At 67.8% G+C, this 24,394-nt stretch carries 27 protein-coding genes; 7 read left to right on the forward strand and 20 right to left on the reverse strand.

Annotated features, from left to right (window positions below):
- Positions 1–39 precede the first annotated feature (39 nt).
- The 6 genes from FXO23_RS44735 to FXO23_RS44760 all read right to left on the reverse strand — a co-directional run bounded on the left by FXO23_RS44735 (position 40) and on the right by FXO23_RS44760 (position 5,990).
- Complete coding sequence (locus FXO23_RS44735) at positions 40–906, reverse strand: UbiA family prenyltransferase (RefSeq protein WP_158894025.1); 867 nt, start codon at positions 904–906, stop codon at positions 40–42.
- Positions 907–1,374: 468 nt separating this feature from the next.
- The gene (locus FXO23_RS44740) at positions 1,375–2,874 is read right to left on the reverse strand and encodes an ABC1 kinase family protein (protein WP_158894027.1); all 1,500 of its coding nucleotides are present in this window, start codon (positions 2,872–2,874) and stop codon (positions 1,375–1,377) included.
- A 113-nt stretch (positions 2,875–2,987) separates the two neighbouring features.
- Positions 2,988–3,284 (reverse strand): hypothetical protein, encoded by a 297-nt coding sequence (locus FXO23_RS44745; RefSeq protein WP_158894029.1) that lies wholly within the window; start codon positions 3,282–3,284, stop codon positions 2,988–2,990.
- 212 nt (positions 3,285–3,496) lie between these two features.
- Positions 3,497–4,531, reverse strand: a complete 1,035-nt coding sequence (locus FXO23_RS44750) for a polyprenyl synthetase family protein (protein WP_158894031.1) — start codon at positions 4,529–4,531, stop codon at positions 3,497–3,499.
- Positions 4,532–4,966: 435 nt separating this feature from the next.
- Positions 4,967–5,449: a hypothetical protein gene (locus tag FXO23_RS44755; protein ID WP_158894033.1), complete on the reverse strand. Its 483-nt coding sequence runs from the start codon at positions 5,447–5,449 to the stop codon at positions 4,967–4,969.
- Between the two features lie 382 nt (positions 5,450–5,831).
- Positions 5,832–5,990: an STAS domain-containing protein gene (locus tag FXO23_RS44760; RefSeq protein WP_158894035.1), complete on the reverse strand. Its 159-nt coding sequence runs from the start codon at positions 5,988–5,990 to the stop codon at positions 5,832–5,834.
- Positions 5,991–6,529: 539 nt separating this feature from the next.
- Between FXO23_RS44760 and FXO23_RS44765 the strand changes: the two genes are divergently transcribed.
- Positions 6,530–7,048 (forward strand): NUDIX hydrolase, encoded by a 519-nt coding sequence (locus tag FXO23_RS44765; RefSeq protein ID WP_246258445.1) that lies wholly within the window; start codon positions 6,530–6,532, stop codon positions 7,046–7,048.
- A 561-nt stretch (positions 7,049–7,609) separates the two neighbouring features.
- On the opposite strand, the gene FXO23_RS44775 is transcribed toward FXO23_RS44765, so the two are convergent.
- The 11 genes from FXO23_RS44775 to FXO23_RS44825 all read right to left on the reverse strand — a co-directional run bounded on the left by FXO23_RS44775 (position 7,610) and on the right by FXO23_RS44825 (position 15,762).
- Positions 7,610–8,449 carry a class I SAM-dependent methyltransferase gene (locus FXO23_RS44775; RefSeq protein ID WP_158894037.1) on the reverse strand — a complete coding sequence of 280 codons (840 nt, stop codon included), beginning with the start codon at positions 8,447–8,449 and terminating at the stop codon, positions 7,610–7,612.
- A gap of 42 nt (positions 8,450–8,491) precedes the next feature.
- Entirely contained in the window at positions 8,492–9,415 is a 924-nt protein-coding gene (locus FXO23_RS44780) for a DUF2797 domain-containing protein (RefSeq protein ID WP_158894039.1), read from the reverse strand.
- Between the two features lie 31 nt (positions 9,416–9,446).
- Positions 9,447–10,139 carry a dTMP kinase gene (locus FXO23_RS44785; RefSeq protein ID WP_158894041.1) on the reverse strand — a complete coding sequence of 231 codons (693 nt, stop codon included), beginning with the start codon at positions 10,137–10,139 and terminating at the stop codon, positions 9,447–9,449.
- A 22-nt stretch (positions 10,140–10,161) separates the two neighbouring features.
- On the reverse strand, positions 10,162–11,229 hold the full coding sequence (locus tag FXO23_RS44790) for a nucleoside phosphorylase-I family protein (protein WP_179957057.1): 1,068 nt from the start codon (positions 11,227–11,229) through the stop codon (positions 10,162–10,164).
- Positions 11,226–12,044, reverse strand: coding sequence for a hypothetical protein (locus tag FXO23_RS44795; RefSeq protein ID WP_158894043.1), 819 nt, complete (start codon positions 12,042–12,044; stop codon positions 11,226–11,228). The genes FXO23_RS44790 and FXO23_RS44795 overlap by 4 nt, the downstream gene beginning before the upstream one ends.
- Entirely contained in the window at positions 12,044–12,688 is a 645-nt protein-coding gene (gene folE, locus FXO23_RS44800; RefSeq protein WP_158894045.1) for a GTP cyclohydrolase I, read from the reverse strand. The genes FXO23_RS44795 and folE overlap by 1 nt, the downstream gene beginning before the upstream one ends.
- Positions 12,689–12,838: 150 nt before the next feature.
- Positions 12,839–13,546 carry a 7-carboxy-7-deazaguanine synthase QueE gene (locus tag FXO23_RS44805; protein WP_218952350.1) on the reverse strand — a complete coding sequence of 236 codons (708 nt, stop codon included), beginning with the start codon at positions 13,544–13,546 and terminating at the stop codon, positions 12,839–12,841.
- A complete protein-coding gene (locus tag FXO23_RS44810) occupies positions 13,543–14,307 on the reverse strand; it encodes a 6-pyruvoyl trahydropterin synthase family protein (protein ID WP_158894047.1) in 765 nt (254 codons plus the stop codon). Before FXO23_RS44810 ends, FXO23_RS44805 begins: the two co-directional genes overlap by 4 nt.
- A gap of 84 nt (positions 14,308–14,391) precedes the next feature.
- The gene (locus tag FXO23_RS44815) at positions 14,392–14,655 is read right to left on the reverse strand and encodes a hypothetical protein (RefSeq protein WP_158894049.1); all 264 of its coding nucleotides are present in this window, start codon (positions 14,653–14,655) and stop codon (positions 14,392–14,394) included.
- Positions 14,648–14,974 carry a hypothetical protein gene (locus FXO23_RS44820; RefSeq protein ID WP_158894051.1) on the reverse strand — a complete coding sequence of 109 codons (327 nt, stop codon included), beginning with the start codon at positions 14,972–14,974 and terminating at the stop codon, positions 14,648–14,650. The genes FXO23_RS44815 and FXO23_RS44820 overlap by 8 nt, the downstream gene beginning before the upstream one ends.
- A 131-nt stretch (positions 14,975–15,105) precedes the next feature.
- Positions 15,106–15,762, reverse strand: coding sequence for a dTMP kinase (locus FXO23_RS44825; RefSeq protein ID WP_158894053.1), 657 nt, complete (start codon positions 15,760–15,762; stop codon positions 15,106–15,108).
- A 280-nt stretch (positions 15,763–16,042) separates the two neighbouring features.
- Between FXO23_RS44825 and FXO23_RS44830 the strand changes: the two genes are divergently transcribed.
- Together FXO23_RS44830 and FXO23_RS44835 are read left to right on the forward strand one after the other, a co-directional pair.
- The gene (locus FXO23_RS44830) at positions 16,043–17,260 is read left to right on the forward strand and encodes a hypothetical protein (protein WP_218952351.1); all 1,218 of its coding nucleotides are present in this window, start codon (positions 16,043–16,045) and stop codon (positions 17,258–17,260) included.
- 14 nt (positions 17,261–17,274) lie between these two features.
- Positions 17,275–18,003, forward strand: a complete 729-nt coding sequence (locus tag FXO23_RS44835) for a glycosyltransferase family 25 protein (protein ID WP_158894055.1) — start codon at positions 17,275–17,277, stop codon at positions 18,001–18,003.
- Between the two features lie 44 nt (positions 18,004–18,047).
- Here the strand turns inward: FXO23_RS44835 and FXO23_RS44840 are convergent, their stop codons facing one another.
- The 3 genes from FXO23_RS44840 to FXO23_RS44850 form a co-directional block, all read right to left on the reverse strand.
- On the reverse strand, positions 18,048–18,722 hold the full coding sequence (locus FXO23_RS44840) for a DapH/DapD/GlmU-related protein (protein ID WP_158894057.1): 675 nt from the start codon (positions 18,720–18,722) through the stop codon (positions 18,048–18,050).
- Complete coding sequence (locus FXO23_RS44845; protein ID WP_158894077.1) at positions 18,719–19,519, reverse strand: alpha/beta hydrolase; 801 nt, start codon at positions 19,517–19,519, stop codon at positions 18,719–18,721. The genes FXO23_RS44840 and FXO23_RS44845 overlap by 4 nt, the downstream gene beginning before the upstream one ends.
- Positions 19,520–19,645: 126 nt before the next feature.
- A complete protein-coding gene (locus tag FXO23_RS44850; RefSeq protein WP_158894059.1) occupies positions 19,646–20,725 on the reverse strand; it encodes a hypothetical protein in 1,080 nt (359 codons plus the stop codon).
- A 354-nt stretch (positions 20,726–21,079) separates the two neighbouring features.
- On the opposite strand from FXO23_RS44850, the gene FXO23_RS44855 reads away from it, so the two are divergent.
- From FXO23_RS44855 to FXO23_RS44870, 4 genes are read left to right on the forward strand one after another with little or no spacing between them, the layout of a single operon-like run.
- The gene (locus tag FXO23_RS44855; protein ID WP_158894061.1) at positions 21,080–21,421 is read left to right on the forward strand and encodes a hypothetical protein; all 342 of its coding nucleotides are present in this window, start codon (positions 21,080–21,082) and stop codon (positions 21,419–21,421) included.
- Positions 21,414–22,745 carry a putative T7SS-secreted protein gene (locus FXO23_RS52405; RefSeq protein WP_281356730.1) on the forward strand — a complete coding sequence of 444 codons (1,332 nt, stop codon included), beginning with the start codon at positions 21,414–21,416 and terminating at the stop codon, positions 22,743–22,745. The genes FXO23_RS44855 and FXO23_RS52405 overlap by 8 nt, the downstream gene beginning before the upstream one ends.
- A gap of 40 nt (positions 22,746–22,785) precedes the next feature.
- Positions 22,786–23,556 (forward strand): hypothetical protein, encoded by a 771-nt coding sequence (locus FXO23_RS44865; protein ID WP_158894063.1) that lies wholly within the window; start codon positions 22,786–22,788, stop codon positions 23,554–23,556.
- A complete protein-coding gene (locus FXO23_RS44870) occupies positions 23,553–24,182 on the forward strand; it encodes an SMI1/KNR4 family protein (protein WP_158894065.1) in 630 nt (209 codons plus the stop codon). Before FXO23_RS44865 ends, FXO23_RS44870 begins: the two co-directional genes overlap by 4 nt.
- The last annotated feature ends 212 nt before the right edge of the window (positions 24,183–24,394 follow it).

The raw sequence follows: 24,394 nt of genomic DNA on the forward strand, positions 1-24,394 counted from the left end.
CGGGAACTGGGGTCCGTGTACTGCCCCCTGTCCTGGTTGTCAGAGAAGTATCGCTCCGCAGGTGACGGATGCGGCGTAGGTGAAGGTGTAGAGCATATAGCTACGCCGGTCAGTGGTGTTGGTCCGCACGAGCAGGCTTGTGGCGGTGCAGGTCCAGGACATCGCCGCGATGACGGCGTCGCACGCGAGAACGACGGGGGTCGGGGCGGGGCTGGGGGCGAACAACATCACGTGCAGGACAACGGGGATCGCGGCCATGACGACGGCGAACCACAGCCGTATCGGCCAGTGGCCGATCAACATCGGCAGGGTGACGCGCCCGCGTGTGCGGTCACCGTCGATGTCGCGGACATCCTCGTACCGCAGTGGCAGGTTGAAGCCGATGGCGAGCACGAGGATCCAGGTCCAGCCCGTCGCGTCGATCGGGCCGACGAGTTGCCAGAAGCATGCGAGTTGGGCGATGGTGCCGACGAACATGCCGATCGGTTTGGTCCAGAGGTAGTGCCGGGGTGTGGCGACCAGGTTCAGGCCGATCACGTCGACCAGCCACAGCGCGACCCAGGCCAGCGTGCCGGTCAGCCACCCGAGCAGCAGATAGAGAGGCGCGGCTGACCAGAATCGGCGCAGCAGTCCATGCGGGGTGGTCAGGCCCAGGGGGATGGGCCGGTGTGGTTTGTTGATCCGGTCCTCGTCCGCGCCGGTTGCCTGGTTGGAGGTGTCGAAGACGTAGATGTACAGGAAGGTCAGGGGGAGGCTGGTTGCTATGGTCCAGACCAGTGGCCAGCCGGTCACACCGTAGTGGGCGCACGCTGCCGCGGTGAAGGCCAAGCCGGGCAGGAACGCGGCACCAGCGTTGTCAACGATGAGCTTCCGGGTGAGTTCGGCCTCGAAACGTGCCCGCCGCAACGGATGCCATCCGGGCGCCCTCAGTCGAACCATGGCCACAGTTCCCTCAGGCTCTTCACAATCAGCTTCCTCCGGTATGATTACTCCTGCGTCCGCCTGCAAAGGTCTAGTGCCTATTGCAGATGACGTATCCTTATTCAGGGTCAATTGTCTGATCGGCGATTTGATGGGTAAGAAAATCTGAACGCCACAGTGTTGGTGACGCACGTGCGGATTCTCGGCTATTCTGCCGTGTCCGCGGAGCGGGGCCAGCGCGGTGGGTGTGGGGTCCAGGCGAAAGCGAGGCTCGACACCGAAAGGCGCCGTCGCCACCGCGTGCGTCCTGGCTCGGGATACCCGATGGTCACTGCTGTTACGCGCGGGAATCATGATCAGTATGGTTCCCACGAATCAGGGGATCCTGGAACGGCGGCATCGGCATAATCATCTTCAGTGCCACGCCACCCGCCGTCGTCACGCTTGTTGGTGTCATCTGTTTCCTTTGGTGCGTTGTTTCTTGTTCCAGAGGTAGATGGCGATTGCTGCGAAGAGGTAGGTGCGTCTGCGTTTGGTTCCGATTTCGAGGCGACTTTTCTGGGATATGTTGATCGCGATCTCCCCGTTGACGATGTTGTTCAGAATGGTGTGTGCGGATTGAATGGCGGCGGAGCCGGCGGTGAGGATCTCGAGGGTGGTGCGGGCGGCTTGTTGTTCGGAGAGTGTGTCGTCGAGTAGGTCGAGCATGATGTCGCGCAGGACGTCGCGGAACGTGTCGGTGAGGCTGAGTTCCGGGGCGAGGTAGCGGATGGAGCCTTCGATATTTCCGAAGGATTTCCCGAGGACGGAGACTGCCGGGCTGGTGCGGATTCCTCGTTTGGTGGCTTTGATGAGCAGGGTGGTGAGGGTGACGCCGAAATTGAGTTCCTCGAGGGTGGAGTCGGCGATGCGGGTGACGAGGGCTTGCATGTCGTCGTCGAAGGTGGGGACGTCGGCGCCGGCGGTGGCGCGGCCGAGTGCGATCCAGGCTCGGGCGAGGCCCTTGCCGTCGTTCATGGCGATGTTGACCAGGATGAGCAGGAGGGCGATGCGGGTGCCGCGGTCGACGCGGCCGACCATGCCCCAGTCGATGAGGTGTGCTTTTTCGCCGGGGTGGACGAAGATGTTGCCGGGGTGGGGGTCGGCATGGAAGAAGCCGGTGGTGAAGTAGCTCTGGTACATGTAGGCGAGCAGGTCCCGGCCGATGGCGGTACGCTCGCCGGCGGTGAAGGTGGTGGGGTTGGCGTCACGGATGGAGCAGCCGGGGGCTCTGCTCTGGATCATGACCCGGGGGGTGGCGAGCAGGACCTCGGGGATGTCGAGGTGTTTGAAGGTGGTGACCTCGGCGCGGGCGCGTTCCATGTTCTGGGCTTCGAGGGTGAAGTCGAGTTCGGTACTCATCGCGTCGAAGAGACGTTCGAGCATGGATTCGACGTCGATGACGGCGTTGAACTCGGTGGCGATCTTGGCGAACAGTTTGGCCGCGCGGCGGAGCAGGGCCATGTCGGCGTGCACGATGGGCCGGATGCCGGGACGCTGGATCTTGATCACCACGGGTTGGCCGTCGGCGAGGGTGGCGGCGTGGACCTGGGCGAGGGAGGCGGAGCCGAGGGCTCGGGTGGTGTCGATGTCGGTGAAGTGACTGCGCCAGAGTGGGCCCATCTCGTCGGCCAGGACCGCTTCCAAAGTGGCGAAGGGTTGTTCGGCGACCTGGTCGTGCAGCTTCTGCAGTTCGGTGATCATGTCGTCGGAGACGATGTCCGGGCGGGTGGACAGGATCTGCCCGACCTTGACGTAGAACGGGCCGAGTCCTTCGAGCATGGCCCGCACGTCGCGGGCGCGGCGTTGCCCGGTGGTGCCGTGGTCGGGATCGGGGTGCAGGGTGTGGGTGATCTCGGAGGTGAGCAGGCCGCGCAGGGCGGCGACGAGGATGCGGAAGCGGTGTTCGCCCATGGCCGCGCGGCTCCCTTGCCAGTCGGTTAGGTGTTCCCGGGCTGCGGAGATGCGGACCGGGCCCGGGAACACACAGCAGGTGCCCGGTGGGTCGGCTTGCCTGGGTGCCGGGTCTAGCTCGTCTTGGACGCCGTGGTGGGTTTGTTGTTCTGTTGCAGCGTGGCGAGTTCGTCGACTTTGCGGGTCAGCTCCAGCACCGCGGTTTTCAACTCGGCGAGGTCCCGGTCGCTGTCGGTGTCGTCGTCTTTCTCGTCGTCATCTTTGCAGTCCAGTTGCCTGCGGGCGGTGTCGCGCACGTCGTGTTCGACGTCGCGGGCACGGTCGAGAATGTCGTCGACGAGGTCCTTGGTGTCGTCGATCATGTTGCCGAGGTATTTGATGATTCCGGTGCGTCGTTTGGTGGTGGTCATAGTGGTCTCTCCCTTTACTTTTGCTGGGTGGGTTTCTCGTTGGGCAGGCGGAGGGCTTCAGGGTCGGCAGTCACAGTGGACGCTGCCCGGCGCCGGAGCGTGCTTCTAGCAGTGGCGCGGGCGGTCGTCGGCCACCTCGTCGGCATCGCCGTGGGAGAGCCGGAATGTGGTGTGCGCGCAGGAAATTTGTAAGCATGGGACGCTTTTCGGGGTCAGCGGTCTCGACGGGTGGCCAGGTGAGCCAGCGCGCACAACTCGGCCGCGGTGCGGGGCGGAGGGTTGGCCGTGTCCAGGGCACGCAGCGCCAGGCCGAGGTGGCGTTGCGCTTCGGCCTCGGTGCGTTCCCGGGCACCGGCCTGCTCGATCCACCGCACCGCCATCCTGACCTCCTCCTCGTCGATCCGACCGGCCCGGCGATACCAGTCCGCCAGTGCCTGCCCGGCCGACGAATCCGAAGCCAGCGCCGAGATGACCGGGAACGTCTTCTTCTTCGACCGAACATCCGACCGAGCCGGTTTCCCAGTCACCGCGGGATCGCCCCAGATCCCCAGCAGGTCGTCGACCATCTGGAAAGCCAGCCCGAGATGCCGCCCGAACCGCCGCAGACACCCCACACCGGCCTCGTCCGCACCACCGAACAACGCCCCGGCCGCGCACGCATAGCCCATCAACGCGGCGGTCTTACCGCCCGCCATCGCGACATACTCCGCGCACCCGACCTCGGCCCGCTCCTCGAAATCCAGGTCGGCCCCCTGTCCGGCCAGCAACTCCATCAGCGTCTCGGCGAATCCTCTGGTCCCCCGTGCCGCACCCGGCGAGGACGAGGCCGCCAGCACCCGCATTGCCAACGCCAGCAGCGCGTCCCCGGCCAACACCGCGATCGGCACCCCGAATGCCGCCCACACCGTCGGCCGATGCCGCCGCGTCGCGTCCCCGTCCATGATGTCGTCATGCACCAACGAGAAGTTGTGCACCAACTCCACCGCCGCAGCCGCCCGGACCGCGTCCTCGGCCCGACCCCCCACCGCCTCGGCCGACAGCACCGCCAGCGCCGGACGGACCCCCTTCCCACGCCCCGCACGCACCGGCGCGCCGTGCTCGTCACACCAGCCCAACTGATAACCCAGCGCACGACTCATCGACCCGGGCAACTGCCCCACCGACTCCCGCAACACCGGCTCCACCAGACACCGCGCCCGCTCCAGGATTTCCGGAGCCTTCAGCCCCACAGCCGGCGGAATCGTCATCACCACAACCACACTTCCGAATAGAAACCGGACGTCCACACGGTCAGCACTTGTTACAGCGCGCGGCTATCGACGCGCTCCGCAAGTTCCCCCGGCGCCGGCATCGCGTGGCATCGATTGTTGATCTGGACACAAAGGACATGGGCGGGCTATCTCATGGTCGACCTCGTCGTGCTACCGGCATTCGTGTTCGGCAGGCCACACACTCGCAGCCCGTCACGACTTTTGCGCGACAGCTGCGATCAGGCACACGGCACCCCCGGCGAGCCCGATACGACTAAAATCGACTCACCGGCACCAAATCTGGCTTGATGTCACCTTCATACGCCTGCAAGGCATAGCACCTATTGCATCAGCGTCGCGACGCTTGAGCTTACCCCGATCGGCGGGCAATGGCGACGGCCAACAGGGGGAACAGCGGAACATCGTATTCTTTCACGATGTGACACTGCGCGATAAATGATGTTCAGAGAAATCACCAGATGGCGTAAGCTTTATTCGAGGCAAATTGTTTTTCGATCTAATGAATCGGGTATCGACAAATTGAAGTTCATGCCGACGGTAATGCACGTGCATATGCTCGGTCATACTACCGTGCCCACGGCCGCCAACTTGGCCTCCGGCAGGTCGTGGCGGAAAGCAGTGATCGAGGAACGCGGCTTGCTCGGTGAACGAGCCGACATGAACCGGAGCCACCACCGCAGAGCAGTCGGTGAGGATGTCGTCTCGGTGAGCCAGTAGTACATCCAGCCGTTGATCAGAGCTCGACGCCGGTATCGATAGCCTCGGCGCAGCTTCCTCGATGGGGCGCTCGAGCAGCCCGACCACGCCGCTGGTGCGGCGGAACAGGTACTCCGGCATCGTGCCGCCGGTGAGCATGTCCGGGTGCGCGTGGAAAAGTCGAAGTTCGTCCTGCACGCTTCACGGCCTGCGCTGGTCATAAAGATGGTTGCAGCATTGGATCTACTGCTGCCGACCGCGCTTTCGCTTGGTGCCGAACAACCGGAACAACCTGCGGCGGCTGTGAAAGTGCACAGCGTCGATGCGTCCGGCCTGCACCGCAGTCCCGTGTACCGTACCGGAGATGTTGTTGCGGGTCGCGGTGTTCGCGCCATCATCGGGTGGCTGACCGATCGGCGTCACCACGCATATTCGCGGCGTGCGATAGCCCCGGGGAGGCCGATGCACTCGTCGAGTTCCAGCTGGGCGATCTCGCAAGCGCCCAGTTGGGCGCTGGCCGCGGTCTCGCATGCGGCCGCGAATCCCGACCGGTTGTGCTCAGGGCGGCCCCGGAACGCACTCAGGCGGCCAGCGCCGCCGCCCGGGAGTCGAACAGGTGCAGATGCTCGGTCAGGCCCACGATTTCCAGCGGGCGGCGCACCGGCCGATGCGCGCCCACGACGCGGAAGTCGGCGTGGGCGCGCTCGGCCTTGGCCTCGACCCGCATCAGCGTGGTCACCCCCCGCGCAGTTGGAGAACGCGACCTCGCTCAGATCCGCGACCAGCACCGCGGGTGGCGGCGGGTCGAGCACGTCGACCAGGCACGCTGACCACGTTCCCAGGGTGGACAGGTCGATCTCGCCCGTGGCCGTCACGACCACCACGCCAGGCTGGGGCACCGTCACGTTCACGCACAACACCTCATGCGACGACGGCGGCCTCGTGGTGCGGTGGCTGCGGGTCGTCTGCGCCTCCCTGTTGCTGTTCGGCTCGGAGCTGGACACCGCACACCAGCCAGTGCCGCTGCCAGCAAGAGAACGGACACCGTGTGTTCCATCGCCCTGCTTGTTTTCGACAGATGATCTCGGCCCACGTTGGTCGGTGGTTTGTGGCCCCGGCGGGGTCGGACAGGGAGTTTTGGCCCAAGGCGGTGTCTGATGTGGACACGCCCACGATGGTGTGACAGGGCGGTGATCACTCATTTGCGCGGGTGAGGATGTGCGCCACGTAAGTCCGGGTCGTGTCACGTTGGTCACGGGTCGGGCTAGGGTGAGCCGGGTGGTTGATCAGAGGACCGTGGAAGCGGCGGTCGCCGATGCCCGCCTTGCTATGGTGGAGTTCGATGACGCCCTGACGTGGCTGGAACGGGCCCGTCAGAAGCCGATGGTGCCGCTCGCGGCCGAGGTCTGGGTCACCGAACCGTCCTACTGCCACGTCCTGCTCGTGCGGCACCGCGTACGCGGATGGGTTCCGCCCGGCGGCACGGTCGAGCCCGGCGAGACGCCGCGGACAGCTGCGGCCCGTGAACTGGCGGAGGAGACCGGCGTGCGGGGTGAACTGCTGCCTTTGCCAGCCGCTGTTGCGGTCCGGTCTTACCGTGCCGATTGGGAGCCGACGCTGGGCTTGTCCTACGCAGCCGTCATCGACCGCGAAGTGCCGCTGGCTGGAGAACGTGGCCAGCCGCCGAGGTGGTTCGACCTGGACGAGGTGTGGGATAGCGCCTTCCCCGAGGACCGCGACCGGATCCGGGCGCACGTGCGTCGCATGGCGGCGGAGCAGGCGGCACCGGCGCACTGATGTCGGGCTTCGGGTACTCGGTCAGATGACCTTGTCGGTCAGGTTCAGGCTGTCGCCGGGCAGCGTCACTAGCTGCGACGTGTGCAGGAATCGGACCTATACCGGCTCGATGCCGGACTATGCCGTGAACGCGTCCATGCCGAGTTTCCCGGTGGCGTAGGCCGCGGAGCGGTGCGCGAGTTGCTGGAGGTGCTCGTGGTCGACTTACCGGGCGGCCCGCACTTCGAGGCAGGGAGGCGGATCGGGCCGGTCGCTTGGCTTCGCAGATCCACCAGAGAGGTCCCTACGTGACCAGTGGTCGGCCGACGGCACCGGTGGGACCGCCATTCGGTCGGCAGGAGGCGCAGGGAGCTGGCGGCGCGGCCGACTTCTTCGGTGACCTCCGCGCGGGCGGTTTGCTCGGGATCTCCGTGCTGGTCGACATGGCCGGCAGCCGGGGCCGATCCCGGCGGGCGGCCTCGCCCGTTCGACGAGCAACAGGCCGGTCGGCGTGGAAATCGCTGACGTGGTCGCAGGATGGCGTCCAGTCGGCGAGGCTTGCGGCGGACGGCGGCGAGGTAGTCAGCGCTGCGCCTCGAGTCGTTGGGCGACCACGACGAGCCAGCTGGTCACGGTCGGCGCGTCGGGGGTGCACAGAGAGTACGCCTTGGTGAGGATGTCCATCCGCTGGGCGTGGGTGAACTCTCCGGCGGGGCGGGCGAAGACGGGAATCGAGAGCCATGCCTTCTTCTCGGCCATCGTGCTGCGCTGGGCGATGACCTCGGTGTCGAGCACGCTCAACCCGGCCGCGGACAGGTGCTCGGTGGCCTTCTCCAGCGGCAGTGCGGGCGGCCCCTCGGCGGCCGGTGGCGGGGTGTAGCCGTAGTCGCGGGCAGCGATCTGGTGGATCAGGGTGTTCAGCGACGGCCCATTGCGCGTGCTCGTCTCGTCGCGGTGGCGGACTCCGGCGAAGCCGCCGCCGATGTTGAACACGAACCGGCCACCTGGGCGAAGGACGCGGTGGACCGCGGTGAATACCGCGGGTACGTCGGTCTTCCAGATCGCGGAGTTGCACACCACGGCGTCGGCCGGGCCGGGCACGTGGTCTGCCAGGTTTTCGGCGGGTGTGGTGATCCAGGTCAGGCGCGGGTCGGTCAGGGTGTGGCGGCCGACGTGTTGCATGGCGGCTGCGTTGTCCAGGGAGAGGACCTGGGCTTGGGGTGGGGCGAGTTCGAGGATGGCCTCCGCGGTCGCGCCGGTTCCGCCGCAGAGGTCGATGACCAGGCGGCTGGTGGTGAGGTTGGCGCGGCGGGCCAGGTCTCGGCTGGTGGCCCTGTACATGGGGAAGTCGCGGGTGAACGCGGCGTACGCCCGCGCGGTGGTGTCGGCGTCCCAACCGAGAACGGCATCCGGGGGTGCCATCGTGGGGTACCTCGCTTCGCGGAGTAGGGGCGGCTGGATCGGTCAGAAGAGCGAGTCCTGAACTGCGACGGCGGGCGAGCTGAACGGGCCGAAGGTGATGCGGCGTCCCTTGAGGGCCTGGAGGTCGAGCACGTAGCCCACCTCCTCGTCCCTGTCCAGAAGGGCCAGTACCTGGGTGCCGACACAGGACATGACGGCGAATCCGTGTGCGCCGTCTCGCAGATCGTGCGGGTACACCATCCGCGCGCCGCTGGCGGCGCGTAGGCGGTCGCCGTGGGCGGGCGGTGCCCATTTTTCCAGTGTCGCCGGGGTGTTGAGGGCGGCGAGCGTGTCGGCGGCGCGGGCGACGTGGTGGTCGTGGGCCGCGCTGGCGGTGGACAGGTCGGTGAGGGTGGCCAGGGCCTTGAGTTTGGTCGCGGCCCGGACGGTCTGCGGCAGTTGCAGGTCGCGGGTGAGGGCGTCTTCGAGGTGGCGCACGGCGCGGCCGTCGGGGCTTTCGGTCAGGTAGGTGGCGAACAGCGCGCCTTGTTCGTCGAGGCGGGATTGCTTGCGTGGCTCGGCGGCGGTGCCGACCTTGGTGGCGCCGTCGGCGAAGGTGGCCAGGTAGAGCCAGTGCGGTTGGTCCAGGTACCGGCGCAGTGCCTCGGGGATGGGGCCGTCGCGGTGGGCCTGGTGGGCGAAGCGGAACTCGTCCTGGCTGAAGCACCGAGGGCACTGATCGCCGCCGTGTCCGGTGGGGGCGCGGTCGGGGCAGGCGAGTGCTTCGACGCGCACGGTGTCGGCGAACTGGTACCGGCCGGTGCACCGCCGGCCGCCGCTGATCGTGAAGCCGAGTCGCCGCTGCATGATCTCGGCGTAGATCAGTGGCCCGCTGGGGAGTGGGGCGAGCAGCAGCCGGGGGTCTCCGGTGGCCCAGGTGACGCCGTGGCACACGTACTCGCCGTCGGTCGGTGGGGTCGCTGGCATGGTGCGGTCCTTGGGGTGTGGATGCGGGGGGTCAGAGGGTGAGCTGGAGGCGGTCGGTAAGCGCGTCGGCGGCGGTTGTGAAGACGGTGTCGCGGTCCATGTCGGTGACGTCTAGCGACAGCCACCCGCCGCGTTGCTCGTGTTCGCGCAGCTTCTCCAGCACGATGTCCTGGTAGTGGATGAAGTCCTCGTCCCCGGCGCCGGTGTGCCCGGTCTCCAGCGAGCTGAACTCGCCCTTGCGGGCGAGCGCGTCGCGGGCGCTGATGCGCAGGAAGAACGTCAGGTCGGGTTCGGTGAGGTGGGCGAAGACCTGCTCGGCCAGCTCGGTGGAGACCTTGGGGTTGACGGCGTAGCGGGCGAGGATCTTGTGGTGGGCGTTGTCCAGGATCACGTGGGTGCCGGCGGCGAGCGCGGGCTGGATCACGAGCTTGTCCTGCAGGGTGTACCAGGCCGCGAGCGCGAGCAGCCAGTAGTGGTCGCCGCACGCCTGGGCGACGCGGGCGTCGCGGCGGTAGACCAGGGCGTTGAGGCGGTCGACGTAGGCGGACAGTTCGGTGTCCATGGGCATTTCGGTGCTGTGCTTGCCGACCAGGATCGCGTCGTGGCCGGCGTCGTTGAGGGCTTGGTGCAGGCGCGCGGCGAGGGTGGACTTGCCCGCGCCGTCGATGCCCACGACGGTGATCTCCCGTCCCCTCGCGGGGGTAGCCGGATGGGGGTTCGTCATGGTGGTGGTTCCTCCGTGGGGTTCAGACCGGACGGGCGGCCAGGCGGCGGGCGATGATGTCGCGGATCCGGCTCACGAGAACGGTGCGCCGCCGGATGACGTCGCGATGACGTTCGTTGGACAGGTCCGCGGGGTAGCGGCGGGCGAGGTTGTTGGAAATGACGTGTAGGTAGCCGAACGCGGTGCCCGCGTCGCGGGCGGCGGCGCCCATGGGTCCGATCTCCGGATCGACGAAGGCGTGGTCGGCGTGCTCGGTCAGCCAGTCCCGATCTTCGAGCAGGATCGAGGGTGAGGTGACGTGGATGCCGGTGTGCACGCCCGGTTGGGCGGTCGCGACGTCACCGAAGAAATCGGGCCAGGTGACCGGCTTCCCGCCGACGAGGCTCGTGTTTCCGGTGGCGAGCAGGGTGTTGGGCTCGATGTCGGGGTGCAGCGCGCCGACCTTGCCGACGTAGACGACGGCGCGGGCGCCGAGCTCGGCCAGGCGCGTGACGACGCGGCCGGCGACGTCCCCCCAGATGCTGTGCAGGAACCCGAGGTAGACCACCCGGCGGCCGTGCACCTGGGCACGTTGCCAGGCGTATCCCGGGCCATAAGTCCACCTTCCGGGGCGCGGCGTGAGGTGGGTCAATCCCCAGCCGACGATCACGAGGTCGCCGTCGAGGTCGAGGTCCAGTCGCCCCACCGCCTCGCGGGAGACCGCGGGGTCGGGCAGCTCGTAGGTGACGATGTCGGCCGCCTTACCGGTCATGGCCAGGTAGGTCGCGATGATCAGCGCGTAGTGGTGGACGTAGTCGATGCCGGGGAACGCCTTGACGACGAGGACGCGGCCGTGGATCCGCGCGGTGGGGCGTTCGATGTTGAACAGCTTGCCGTTCTTCTCGTGCGCGGAGATCACGGCTTGGCGGTCGTAGCCACCGAGAACGTGGATGCGGTCCCAGTCGTGGTCCTGGATGAGGTGGTGCACCTTGATCTGCAGGTAGCGCAGCAGGCTCGCCGGGGCCATCGTGTGCCGGTCCACCGCGATCGGCGCCGCGCGCAGCACCCTGCCCGGACCGGTGGCCGGGAGCGTGTCGGTGAGCAGGTTCATCGGGCCGCCTCCGGGATCCGCACGGCGCTGCCCGCGGCTTCGCGGAGGACGGCGATGTTGCGTCGGATCAGGTCGAACCGGTGCTCGGGGATGGGGCCCAGGTTCTCGATCCGGGGTGTTGGGGGCTTGTCGTAGGGGCCCTCGGGCAGCAGTGCGATGCCCATCGCGCCGAGGATGACCGGGGCGGCCCCGTCGACGGAGGCGGTCCATTCGTGCTCGCGCTGTTCGACGAGTTCCAGGTGACCGGTGCGGCCGAGGCCGAGCAGCCGGTAGACGATCCGGTCCTCGATCATGCCGTGGTCGTCCAGGTATCGGGTGGCCGTCCAGCGGGTGCGGCACAGCTGGTTCTCGGGGTCGGGGCGCCGGGAGGCGGGCAGCGCGATCGCGTCGACGTACTCGCGGGAGACGAGCTGGTCGTAGCAGCGCAGCCACTCGTGATCGTCGGCGGCGTGCAGCACGGCGCACAGGCGGAGGTCGTCGCACCGGTCGCGGATCTCGCGGGCGGCGGCGTCGCTGGCGGTGATGGTCGCGGGCCCGTCGCGCAGGACGTCGGGGAGGATGATCTCGCGTGCGGCGACCGCGCGCGCCGCGGCGATCAGGTCGTTCGGCGGCAGCGCGTGGCCGAGGTCGAAGATCCCGTTGTCGACGATGATGTCCGCGCCGCGCTGGGCCTCGCGACGGAAGAACGCGCGATAGGTCGGGTCGGTCAGCACCCGTTGGGCGGCCACGTGGTGCACGCGGGCGGGGGCTTGGGCGACGAAGGCGTCCAGGTAGTCGGGCGGGGCGATCACGGAGACGTCGATGCTCGTGGCCATCAGGCGTTCCTCCGGCTGGTGGCGAGGGTGAGGAACTGTTGGGAGAGCACCGGATCGCTGTGGAATCGGCCGTCGGTCTGCAGCGTGGTGGTGCGGGCGTCTTCCATCCGCACTCCGCGCATGCTCATGCACAGGTGCGTGCCGCGGACGGCGACGGCCACGTCCGTGCTGCCGGTCATCGCGGCGATCTCGTCCGCGACTTGCCGGGTGAAGCGTTCCTGCACCTGAAGGCGGCTCGCGTGTGCTTGGGCGATCCGGCCGAATTTCGACAGGCCCATCACCTCGCCGTCCGGGATGTAGCCGACGGTGACCTCGAGGTGCATCGGCAGCAGGTGATGCTCGCACAGCGACCAAACGCTCATGCCGCCGATCACGACCAGCTGGCTGCTCAGCTGGCTCTCGAGGAAACAGGTGGGCGCGGGCGACGAATCGGGAGTGAGAAAGGCTTTCCACCACGCGGCGACCCGCGCCGGCGTGTCGACCAAGCCCTCCCGTCCGGGGTTCTCGCCGAGCGCGGTCAGCAGTTGGCCGACCAGATCGGTGACGCGCTCGGTGTCGACCGGTCCCGCCGCGGCAGCGTCAGGCTCGGCGGGCACCATGGCCGGGCTCTCGGCGGGCGTCGGGCTGTAGAGGGTGTTGGTCATGGACTTCGCCTCGCTTCCACGGATCTGAGGAACAGGTGACTGGGGTAGGTCAGCGATCGGGCCGTGGTGAAAGCCGGGATCTGCTGGCGTTGAGTGCAATGGCCGCGCGGAAGATTTGTGCGCGTTCGTGCTTGGTTCCGGCTCTCGGAGTCATCGGGCGCCGGTCAGGATGTGCAGGCGGGTGGAGATGTTCCACCCGCGTGCGGTTGCCGGGGCGTAGAGCGCGTCCATGCCGGCCAGGACTTTCTCGCGGGTGGTGCCTTCCGGCATCACCCATACCGGATCCAGCTGGTACTCCTCGACGAGCTGGGCGATCTCGTCGAGGTCGCGGTCCGGGTCGGTGACGACGAACTTGAATGCCACGCGGCCGGTCTCGGCCAGGGCGGTGAGTGCCCTGGGTTTGATCCGAGTGGCATAGGGCATGCCGGAGTTCGCGAGTTTCGGGCTCACCACCCACAGATCGACCAGGGAGACCAGCTCCGGCGTGGGTGGCATCGATCCGTTCGTCTCGACCTGCACCCGCGCGGCGGGTTTCACGCCGCGGGCGAGGGCGGCCATGGCCGGTTGCTGCAGCATCGGCTCCCCGCCGGTGAGCACCACCAGGTCCACGGCGCGCTCACCAACCCACGACACCAGGTCGGTGACGGGCACGCGCTCGCTGACCTCGGTCGGGTGGTACCTGCTCCAGTCCCAGCTTTCCGGGGTGTCGCAGAAGCCGCAGCGGAAGTTGCAGCGGGAGAACCGGACGAACGCGCAGCGCTGCCCGGTCCAGGGTCCTTCGCCCTGGAACGACTCGAACTTCTCGGTCAGAATCGCGGAACCTTCGACGAGTTCGGGAAGCGCGGCCGGGGCGTTCACGCTGCTGCACCCCGTTCCCACAGTCCGGTGGCGGTTCTCGACTCGACACGGACGGACGCCAACCGGCCGTGGATTTTCGGCTCGACGTTGTCGAGGAACCACCCGGCCAGATGGGACACCACGGGGCCGAGGTCGCGATGCCCCGCGTCGCTGGCGTGCGCACGCAGGTGCTGCGCGAACGGTTGAAGGGCCCCGAAGTCGGTGACGAACCCGAACTCGTCGAGTCCGTCCGCGCCGAGGACGAGCGTGACGTCGCCGTGGCTGCTCGGGAAGCGTTTCGCGATGGTGACCTCGCGGGTCGGGCCGTCACAGCGGGCTGAGGTGGTGTCGGTTTCGGAGACCACCATCGCGGCCAGCGTCATCGGCATGGCCGAGGCGATGGTGTCGTCGAACCAGTCGGCGAGGTGGCGGGCGAGGAGTTCGCTGGTCGGAGGGAAGTCGACCTGCTCGTTGAGCAAACGATGATCAAAGGTCTTGTCCAGGTAGTCCCCGAGACAGGACAGGGTCTCGGAAGCGGCGCTGTCGTGCACCAGCGCCGACGCGGTGACGGAATAGTTGTGGCCGTGATTGCGGCTGCACTTGTGCGTCGGCGGCAGTTTCCGCAATTCGTGGCTGGCGCTGAAATGGAATCGGCGGGTGATGGTCAACCGTTCCTCGGGGATTGATTGTTGGTTTGCGATGTCCATGCAGCCCTCCTGTTCTTTGGCTTGGTTCGAGAAGCGATCGGACGTTGTGTGCGGTGATGAGGTGTCGGGCTTCACCCGCCGTTGAGGTTCCCCGCGGGAAAGAACACGCCTTCGGCGTGCCGTCCGCGCCGGTGGCCGGTGGCCTTCTCGCTCGGTAGGTCATCGCCGATCAAGTACTGGTGGGCCACCGTCCAGACGGTGCACGTGGACCGCCGCCACCGCGGGGAGCATTGGCAGCACTGGCCGCGGGGATCGGGAGTGTGCTGGTCGAGCAGCTGGCGCCAAGCCCATGGTCAGGCGGGCGATTTCGGACTCGGCCAGGGCCGCCTTCGAGGGCTCGTCGGCCCGTTCGAGCAGGACATCGAGGTAGTCCAGGAGGTTGATGACGGCCTCGCGCTGGGTGGCGCTGGGAACCTCAGCCATCGGGCTGCTCCTTGTCGAACCAGGGGCGTGATTGCTGAACAGGAGACCCGGGGTGCTGTGGAACGGCGGTGCGGGGCCAGAGGCGGTGGTGCAGGTCCAGCGGCACGAGCGCTCCGAGGCGAACCCCAGCAGCCTGGACACGATGCGCCGCATCGTGGAATTCGGTGCAGGGCCACGGCTGGCTGGAGCAGAGCGGGCAGGTGTACGGCTGTTCCGGCGGCGGCAGGTGCGCGGCGACATCATCGATCGCCCGAGCGGCCTTCCCGGCTGGGCTGTCGGCCGCGACGATAACGGCGACGCTCTCGCGTATCCCGCCCATCGCTCACACCACCGCCGAACGGTCGACGTCCGACGTGGTGATCTTCGAGCCGCCACGTCGACGGCGTGGGAGGTCTGCGCTGGTGCGGCGTGTCCCGCCCCGTGACGCGGCGCGATGCTGGATGGTCGTCGTCATGACGCCGGCTCCTGGGGCGCCGGATTCCGGCGGCGTTGGTGTGCAAGCAGGACATCGATCCGGGTGTGGATCATGGAGGCGAGAGTGTGCGGCGAGTAGAGACTGGTCTCCAGCGGCAGCACCACGACGCCCGCGGCGGCGAGCGCGCGAGCGGCATCGCGATAGAAGCCAGTTTCCCGGGTGCTGAGGTCGACATCCGGCTGGCAACCGGTGCACGAGCCCCGTTGCTTTCGGCGTTGAGCGATCACACTCGGATCGGCGGTGAGGATGACCGCGAGGTCGGGCGGATCCGCCGCAGCATGAAGAGCCTGCAGGAAGCCCAGATCCACTCCATCGAGACGGTGCCGCACCAGTCCAGTGGGGACGTAGCGGTCGCTGATCACGATGTCGCCGGCAGCCAGCCGGGGCCGGATGTCGGTTTTCAGGCGTTGATACCGGTCCGCGGCGAACAGGCACGCGCGGGCGTGTCGGGAGGTGTCGGTACTGGCTCGCGAGCAGGCCAGCGCGCCGATGTCGCTGTCGGTGGGTTCGGAGTTGACGAATACGGGGAGTCCTGCCGCGCGGAGACGTTCGGCGAGCGCTTGGACGGTCGTGGAGGTACCGACACCGCGAGGACCGTCGACGCTGATGAACGCGCCGTGTTCGGTGTTCATGGTGGGCTCCCGACGAGATTGGGCTGGGCATCCGAGTGCGAGGACCCGGCTGTTGTTCGGTTGGCGGTTCCGCCGCGCCGTCGAACTCGTGCGGTTCTCACGCGCCGGGTGGCCCTCGGTCCTCCGAGGGTCGCGAGAGCGCTCCGCCCGCGTCCGGTCGGCTCCGCAAGGGGCGTGACCTCCGCACCGTTGAGCCTCGCGCTCCGGTGAGTGAGCGACCAGGCCACCCGCTACCCGTGTTGCTGGTCACCGGTCGCAGTGCTGGACATATCCTGGACAGGTGGTGTCCAGCGCTGCGCTCTCCGTTGAGGAGGTCAAGGACGGTCTCAAACGCCTGCGTCAAGGCCATGGGCTGGCCCGCCCGACCGCGCTGCTCGCCGCGTTTCCCGATCATGTGCGGGCGCATCTCGCGCGCGGCGGCGTGAGCGAGCCCGGTTCGGTTGACGAGATCAGAAAGCTCGTGTCGGTGTTGCGCCGCGCGATCGACGACCTTGCCGATGACGAGCGTCTCCACGTCGAGTTCGACTTCAACCTCGTCCCCGAGCACCGCTACCCCACGCTGACCGAGCGACAAGAATCGTTGGCACGCTTGCGGAAATGCGCGGCGAAGACCGTGCGCCGGCACGCCGACCGCGCGCTGGACACGCTGGCGTATGTGCTCCTGAGCGCCGGCCCCTCCACGGGGTCCCAGGACCGCAGCACCGCGGCGCCGTCAGGTGGAAACCAGGCTCGCGCGGTGGGGCCGTCCGCGCCGTGGTGGGAGGATCTTCGGGTGTTCTGGCGGCTCTCCGGTGAAGCGCGCGTGGACATCGTGTGCTCGGAGATCCCGGAGAACGAACGTCCCGAGTACGCCTCGCCGACCGATCGCAATTACCTGCGTTACGCCAAGTTCGCCGACCTCGACACGCTGATGTACCTGCGGACCAGGTTCGCGCAGCTGGCGCCTATGGTGACCATCCGGGACTTCGCTCCCTCGGAGTATTACGACACGCATGCCGATGTTCTCGTCGTGGTCGGCGGGCCGCCCTGGAACGCGACCTACCGCGAGTTCCTGCCGCAGTTGCCGTTCTACTTCGAACCCCATCCGCTCGGGGAAGACGACCCCCTCGTCGTACCCGAGCTGAACGGGTTGACGCTGGGCCCGCGGTGGACCGAACGGCAGGAGTTGCTCGAGGACCTGGCGGTGTTCACCCGCCTCACCCTGGCCCAGGGCACCACCGTGTTCCTGCTCGGCGGCTGTTTGACCCTCGGCGTGCTCGGCGCGGCCCGGTGCCTGCTCGAAGCCGAACGCGGGGCACGCAGCGTCGGCTACATCACCGAGCAGGTCGGTGAGGACGACTTCGTCCTGGTGACCGAAGCCCGGCGCCTTGGCGGGATCACCGACGTCGCCGATTTGACGATGGTCAACCCGCTGTTGCTGCTCGCCCGGCGCAACAACAACCCGTTCCGCGTGGCCATCGACAACACCGACCGCTACCTCGGCCTTCGACCCGCATGAGGTCACCGCGCCCGGTGATCACCGCCCCCGACATCCGCGGTTACGTGGTCAACCTGCCCCGACGGCCGGACCGCCGCGCCTGGATCGAACGGTCCCTTCCCTCGGACCTCGCGGTCACCGTCACCTCCGACTGGACCGGTCCCTTCGACGGCCACACCCTGTCCCGCGCGATGCTCGAAACCGCCGGGTACAAGCTGTTTCCCTGGCAGATCGACACCGACAACCCGTGGTGGAACCGCCCGCTGAAGTACGGGGAAATCGGCTGCACGCTCGCGCACCTGGCCTGCTGGCAGCACGCCGCCAACACCGGGACCGAGCCGTTCGTGCTGATGCTCGAAGACGACGCGGTCCTGAGCCCCACCTTCCTGGACGAATTGCTGCGCGGGCTGGAGCGCCTCACCTCCCAGACCCGGTTCGACCTGCTCTACCTAGGCCGCTACCCCCTGGAGCCGGACCAGTCCGCGCTGCCAGGATTCGTCTCACCCGGCTACAGCCACTGCACCTTCGGCTACCTGCTCACCCGGCCCGCGCTCGACATCCTCCTGGCCACCCAGCTCGAGCAGGCCCTCGTACCGGTCGACGAGTTCCTCCCCGCGCTCTACCTCGACCACCCACGCCCCGACCTGCGCGCCCGGTTCCCCCGGCAGCTCACCGCGTTCGCCTTCGACCCGCCCCTGGTCGGCCAACGTCCCAAGGACGAGGCCGGCAGCGACACCGAAGACTCCGCCTTCATCGATCCCTGACGGACAGGTTCGCTCCGCCGCGTCCGTGCCGAGCGCGGCGGTGGTCACGGTGTCCGCGAGCCGGGCATCGACTGCCAGTGCTGGAGCAGGCCACGCAGACGGCGGCCGGGCCATTCCGCTGCCGGGGTGTGGACGTTCACGCCGGTCACGACATGTTCCGGTGGCACGTCCTTGGTCACCACCGCGCCGGCGGCCACGTAACTGCGGGGCCCGATCCGGACCCCGCCCACCACGCGAGCCCCGTAGCCGACCACGGAGTCCGCCTCGATCACCGGCGGCTGTTCGTCGACACCCCACCAGCCCTCGTGCGGCCGGGTGTACTCGTGCACCAGCTCGCCCATCACAGTGGAACGCTCCCCGATCATGGTGCCGTCGCACACAAACCCGGCCACGCACGCGTCCGCGCCAACCGTGACGCGATCACACACGTACGCCCCGTACACCACCCGGGTCCGCTCGCCGATCGTGCTGTCGTAGCCGATGCGCACCCGGTCCTCGATCACGCAGCCCGCGCCGATCCGGACCCCTTCGTAGACCACGACCTGGTTGGCCACCAGGCACTCCGGCCCGATCGACACCGGCTCGCCGATCAGCACCGACCCCGGCTTGCGTTGTTCTTCCCGCAGGCGCGCCTCCTTCGGATAGCCGAAGACGCACTGCTCGCCCACGACGCTGCTGTCGTCGATGTGGACCGGCGCGTACAGCGAGGTGATGTTCACGCCCGCCCCCGCCCCCGCTCCCGATCGCTGCCCGTCAGCCACGCGACGGTGGTGGCGATCGCCTCATCCTCACGCTCCCGCGTGTCGAACCCGTGATCCGAACCCTGGATGGTGTGGAAGTCGGCGTTGGGTTTGACTGCGGCGGCCTGCCGGGCGATCTCGTAGGAGACCGCGGTGTCCCGGTCACCGTGCACGACGAGCGTGGGGACGGTGCTCGCCGTCAAGGTGTCCAGCGGCCGGTAGTGTCCAAACTCTTCGAACAGCACCCGCCCAAGTTCGAACTCGTCATCGACCACCAAGTAACCCTGCGTGGACAACAACTCCTGCTGCTCGGGACCGTAGTTTTCCTTGCCCCACGGCAATTCAGGATGGACAAACGTCCGCTGCAGGTCCAGCACGGGATTCCACAACACCAGCCGATCCAGGCGTCCCTCCAGCCACGGCAGGGACAGCGACGTCGACACCGCCCCGAAACTCGCGGCCACAATGGACAACCGTCCTGGGAACTGGTCGGCCACGTACTCCACCGCGGCCTGCAGATCGAGCATCTCCCCGGCGATCGTCGCGCCGCGCTGGGTTCCGCCGCTCGCGCCGTGCCCTCGGAACGAGAACCGCAGCACGGTGAACCCAGCGTCCGCGAGCTTCTCGGCGAGGCGGACGAACATCCCGCCCTCGGTCATGTTCGCGTTGATCCCGTGAGCCTGGATGACCGTGCCGCGCGCATCCCGCCCACCAGCCAGGTGCACCGCCGCCTCCAACCGCAGGCCGTCGATCGACGTCAACTCCACATGCCGCATGTCCACCGTCCTCTCCTCACGTCCGCGGCAACGTAGCTCATACGGCCGTCGCGCGGGCAGGGGCACCCGATCAGCCAGTTGGTACTTGTCGAAAGGCGCGGAGAGGCGGTGTCATCGACGGCTTCGTCAGTTCCTTGTTTCCGGTGGCCGCTTCACCAGCATAACGGCGGTTGCGTCGATGCCCGGAGCTGCGGCGAGGTACGGCAATTCGTAATCTCCTCCTGCAAGTTCGATCGCGGCTTTGCCTGCCATGTGGGCGGACCCGACCGATTGACCGTTGGCGATTGAGGAGTAGAGCGACGCGGCGTAGCTGAGGGCATCGCCGTCGTCGATGTTGTCGGTCATGCCGATCGCCAGAGGGGCGAAGCGCTCAACGAGGGAGTCTGCGGTACCGGCCGAGCTACAAGCGTTGAACACGATCAGGGTCGGCGGTTGATCGGTGGCCTCGCACGCCGAAGCGAAGGCGCTGGCGGTCACTACGACACCCTCGTGGAAGTCATCCACGTCGTTTTCGAAGGAGATGAGCTGCTCGTCCCCGTGGCCGGAGAAATGCACGACATGAGGTCGGAACTTCGCGATGCCCTCCTGGAGGTCCTGGGTGGTAGCCGACAATCGGACCTCGATATCCACCTGATCACGGTGCAGGGCAGCTTCGACGGCTCGGCGGATTCTGGTGTGCTCGCGGGTAATTCGCAGGTCCCCCTGCGCAGAGGCGCCCAGCATGAGAATGCGGAGCTTCTCGGCCTTCGGGGCGCTGAGTGCACGTAGCGCCTTCTCCGCCTTGCTTTCTGTCAGAGCGACTCTCTGCTGCGTCGATGCGAGTTGTTGTGCGATCCGACGATGTTCTTGCTCGGCCGCGCGCGCGGCGATGGCCTGCTGACGCGCAGCCCGTTGGCTTTCTGCGGCTTCCGCCTTAGCGATCTTGGCGTGTAGCTTGGCTACCTCGGCTCCATAGCTGGCGGCCTTAGTCTCCAGCGCTGACGCATCTTTGCCATACTTGTTCGCGGCCTCCAATGCGCGTGCGGCCTGGCCTTTCTTCATTCGCGATTGGGAGAGGCTGCTGGACCGGGCTGCCGACTGTTCCGCCTTCGCGGCGTCGGCGCGCTTGCGGGCCTCTTTGGCTCGCAGATCGGCGGCTTTCTTCGCGCTGTCGGCCTGTGCTTTCTGCTTGGTCTTCAGCTGTCGAAGATCTTGCTGAATGCTCACGATCCTCCTAACCAGGTCGCACCGGTGATCGATCTAACGCCACTGAGGGCAGCACCGCATCCTGGGGTGGGGTTCCGGGGAACGGGCGGATCCAGGATCTTCCGCTGGCGACCAGTTTCACGACGTTATCGAAAGCCCAGACGACTACCAGGTAACTCATTTGGAGGCGTGTGGCGCTCGGGCCCTCGGCAGTACCCGATGTGATCAGGCGGCATGGCCATACCCTGAGTGTGTGGAGGCGCGGTCGGTCGAGGATGGCGTGGTCTGTTTGGGTGAAGCGATTGCCCCGGTGGCGCAGAGCGTGCGGACGGTTTCGTACAGTGGCGGTGTCCGTTGCGGCACGGGGAGGGTGCTTTGGGAGACGGGACCGGGTTTCACGTCGACGTGGACGCGTTGAAGGCCGCCGGGGTGGGCATGGCCGAGTTGCTGGGCATGCTGGACGAGTTGAAGGTCGAGGATATCGACTGCGACCGGAAGTTCGTGGGACACAAGGGTTTGGCGGACGCCTACGAGTCGTTCACCTCCCGATGGAACGTCGGCGTGTCGAACTTGACCGAAGACGGTCAAGAACTGTCACGCCGGCTGGTTGATGCCGCGGGCGCGTATATCGAGGCGGACAAGCAGCACCGCCACAATCTCACCGGAATCCTGGACGGAATCAACGACCCGGCCGCGCCGGGTGGTGCGGGTGGCTGAGCTGGGGGAGACCGCGGATCCGAAACAGCTGATCCCGGGGGAGGCGCACGAGATCCGGCTGTCGAAGGCGCACTTGGTGACCTACGGCGACACCATGATCGAGATCGGGGGCGGGTTCCAGAAGCTGGACACGGGCGGCTGGACCGGCCCGGCCGCGGACGCCTATCACGAGATCGCGCATCCGGAGGCGGGCCGGTGGATCACCGCGGGGGAGGCCTTCCACTCCGCGGCCGCCGCGATCGAGACGTATGCGGGGACGCTGGAGTGGGCGCAGGGCGAAGCCGCCCGCGCGGTCGCGTTGTGGCAGCAGGGCGAACAGGCCAGCGCCCAAGCCAAGGCCCAGCACGACCAGGCGATCGCCGCGGCGGCGCAGCAGGCGGCCGCGGAGGGTTCCGCACCGCCGCCGGAGGCGCCATTCACCGATCCCGGGGAGGCGCTGCGTGGCCAGGCCCGGGAGGTGCTGGCCCGGGCGCGGGACCAGCTCACTGCGGCGGGGGACCAGGCCGTCGCGATCGTCGACAAGGCGCAGGAACACGCACCGCAGGAACGCACGCTCCTCGACGATATGGGCGATGCGCTGGAGACGATCGGCGATATCCCCGGGAACGTGGTGCACAACGCCCTGGACGAGCTCGGCGACATGGTCGACGCGGTCGGGACCGGAGTCGGGAAACTGGTCGAGGGCGCGGGCTGGCTGGCCGGGCAGGCCGTCGACGGCACCGGGAACGTGGTCGGAGCCGGCCTCGACGCGCTCGGGCTGGACGAGACCGGCCGGGATGTCGAGCAGGCGACCGAGACCGCCGCCTCGGCGACCACGTCGGCGACGCGGGATGCCGGGCACGCGGTCGAGGGCTACTTCGACCGCGAAGCGGCCACCCTTCACGACCGGGCCGACACGATCGCCGAGCAGTTGGGCGCGGAACCGCACGAATGGGACCAGTACGTGCCGGATCCGGGCCAGAAGCATTATGTGGTGATCAACGAGGACAAGTACCCCGAATCGGCCGACCACATCCTGGAGGCCCAGAACGGGGAGATCTGGCGCGGCGACACCTCCGCCCCCGGCCAGGCGAAACCGGCGGAGGTGACCATCGACCGGCCCGGCGCGGACATCAACCGCCGCGAGTCCCTGAACGGCATCCCCACCCGTGGCGGTGATTACCTTGATCGGGACGAGTACCCGCCCGCGGTGTTCCGCGAGGGTGGGGAAGGCGCGAGCGTGAAGTACATCGACCGCGGCGACAACCGGGGATCCGGGTCGTCGATGATGCACCAGATGAAAGGCTTGGAGAACGGCACCCCGGTGCACATCTCCGTCGGCTAAAACACCGGCAAAGGCAAGACACACGATCGAGGGGCTTTGGGTGGCGGACACGGATCTGGAACAGCTGCTCGCGGCGGCCGAACGGCGAGACCGCCCGGCGCGGGAGGTGTGGCCGGCGGCGGCCGCCGCGATCGAGTTGCTGTGGTGGCACGACCGGTTCACCGACGCCCGCGCACTGGCCCAGGCCACCCTCCGCGACCTCGCGGGCGACCCGGGCGGGTTGTTCGACCAGGACGTGCCCTTCGACGAGGCCCTGCTCCTCGGCACCACCGGCACCGGTCAAGACCCTGCCGCGGTGCTGGCCGCGACCCGCGCCCTCGTGCCCGGAGACAGCGTGCTGGGCAAACGCCTGACCTGGCTGAGTGAGAACCTGCCCGGGCGCGAACCCCACCAACTGGTCCGGGGGGCACTGATCGAGAAACCGGCGCGGCCGCTGCGCCGCGGCGACGCCGAGCTCGCCCAGCGCGACCTTGCCGGCCTCACCGGCGAGGAGCGGCGGCAGCTGTGGCAGGCCGCGCACAGCCGCGGCCACACCGACCTCGCCCACCAACTCCTGGCCACCGGTCACTACCCCGAGCGGTGGCCGATCGCGGTCTGGGCAGCCGGCCACCTGATCAGTGGGGGACAGGCGCCCGAGGCCACCGACCTGCTGATCGCGGCGCTGCCGACCCGGGTCCGGTACGCGGGCTGGGATCTCGTCCCGGCCGAACTCGTGCTCCAACCCCGGTTCCGGCCCTGCCTGACCGACACGCTGCACACCGCGGTCCTGGCCGCCGTCGACATCACCACCGTCCCCGGCTACACCGCATGACCAGCGCCCTGGACCAGTTGCTCGCGCGCTCGCGAGGCCCCACCGGACAACCCCGGATCGTGGAATTCGGCACGACCTCCGGTCCCCTGGGCGAACTCGCCACCCTGCTCACCGCCCGGAACGGGTTCTTCGTGTTCAACGCCGGAATCCAGATCTTCCGCGCCGGCGACCCCGGGCTCGGACCGGAACTGCAAGCCTGGAACCGGGACGACAGTTGGAAAAACACCTACGCCGGGCTCGCCGACGATTTGTGGTGCTTCGGACAAGACCTCTTCGGTGTCCAATTCGGCCTCGACCAGCACCATCGGCGGGTGGTGCGGTTCGACCCCGAAACCGGCACCCGCACCACCCTCGGTGACTCGCTGCACGACTGGGCCGCCTGGCTCCTCGACGAGCCCGACCTCCACGGCTGCCGCGCCTTCGCCACCGCCTGGCAACACCACCACGGCCCCCTCGACTATGACCAGCGCCTGATCCCGTGGCGCCCGTTCGTCCTGCACGGCACCTACGAGTTCGCCAACCTCACCACCAAACCCGCCGCCACCTGCATGCGCATCCGCGGCCCCATCGCCCAACACATCCACAACACGACCGACGGAACACCCCTGCACCTGCAAGCCCGATGAGACACCGGGCAAGGACCACCTGAACAGGTGCGCCGCCTTCCGTAGCCGGGTGTCGTGCTCTCACCACCAACCGGGCCCCAGCCGATCTCGCACGCGCAGCGACTCGGGGCCTGCCCGCACTGGCCAAACACCTTCGCGTCACCGTGTTGGGAACCTACGCGTCCTCTGTGGACCGAGCAGGGTAAGAGCGATCACGGCCCACGGACAGGAGC

The sequence above is a fragment of the Amycolatopsis anabasis genome, assembly GCF_009765355.1.
GTDB lineage: Bacteria > Actinomycetota > Actinomycetes > Mycobacteriales > Pseudonocardiaceae > Amycolatopsis > Amycolatopsis anabasis.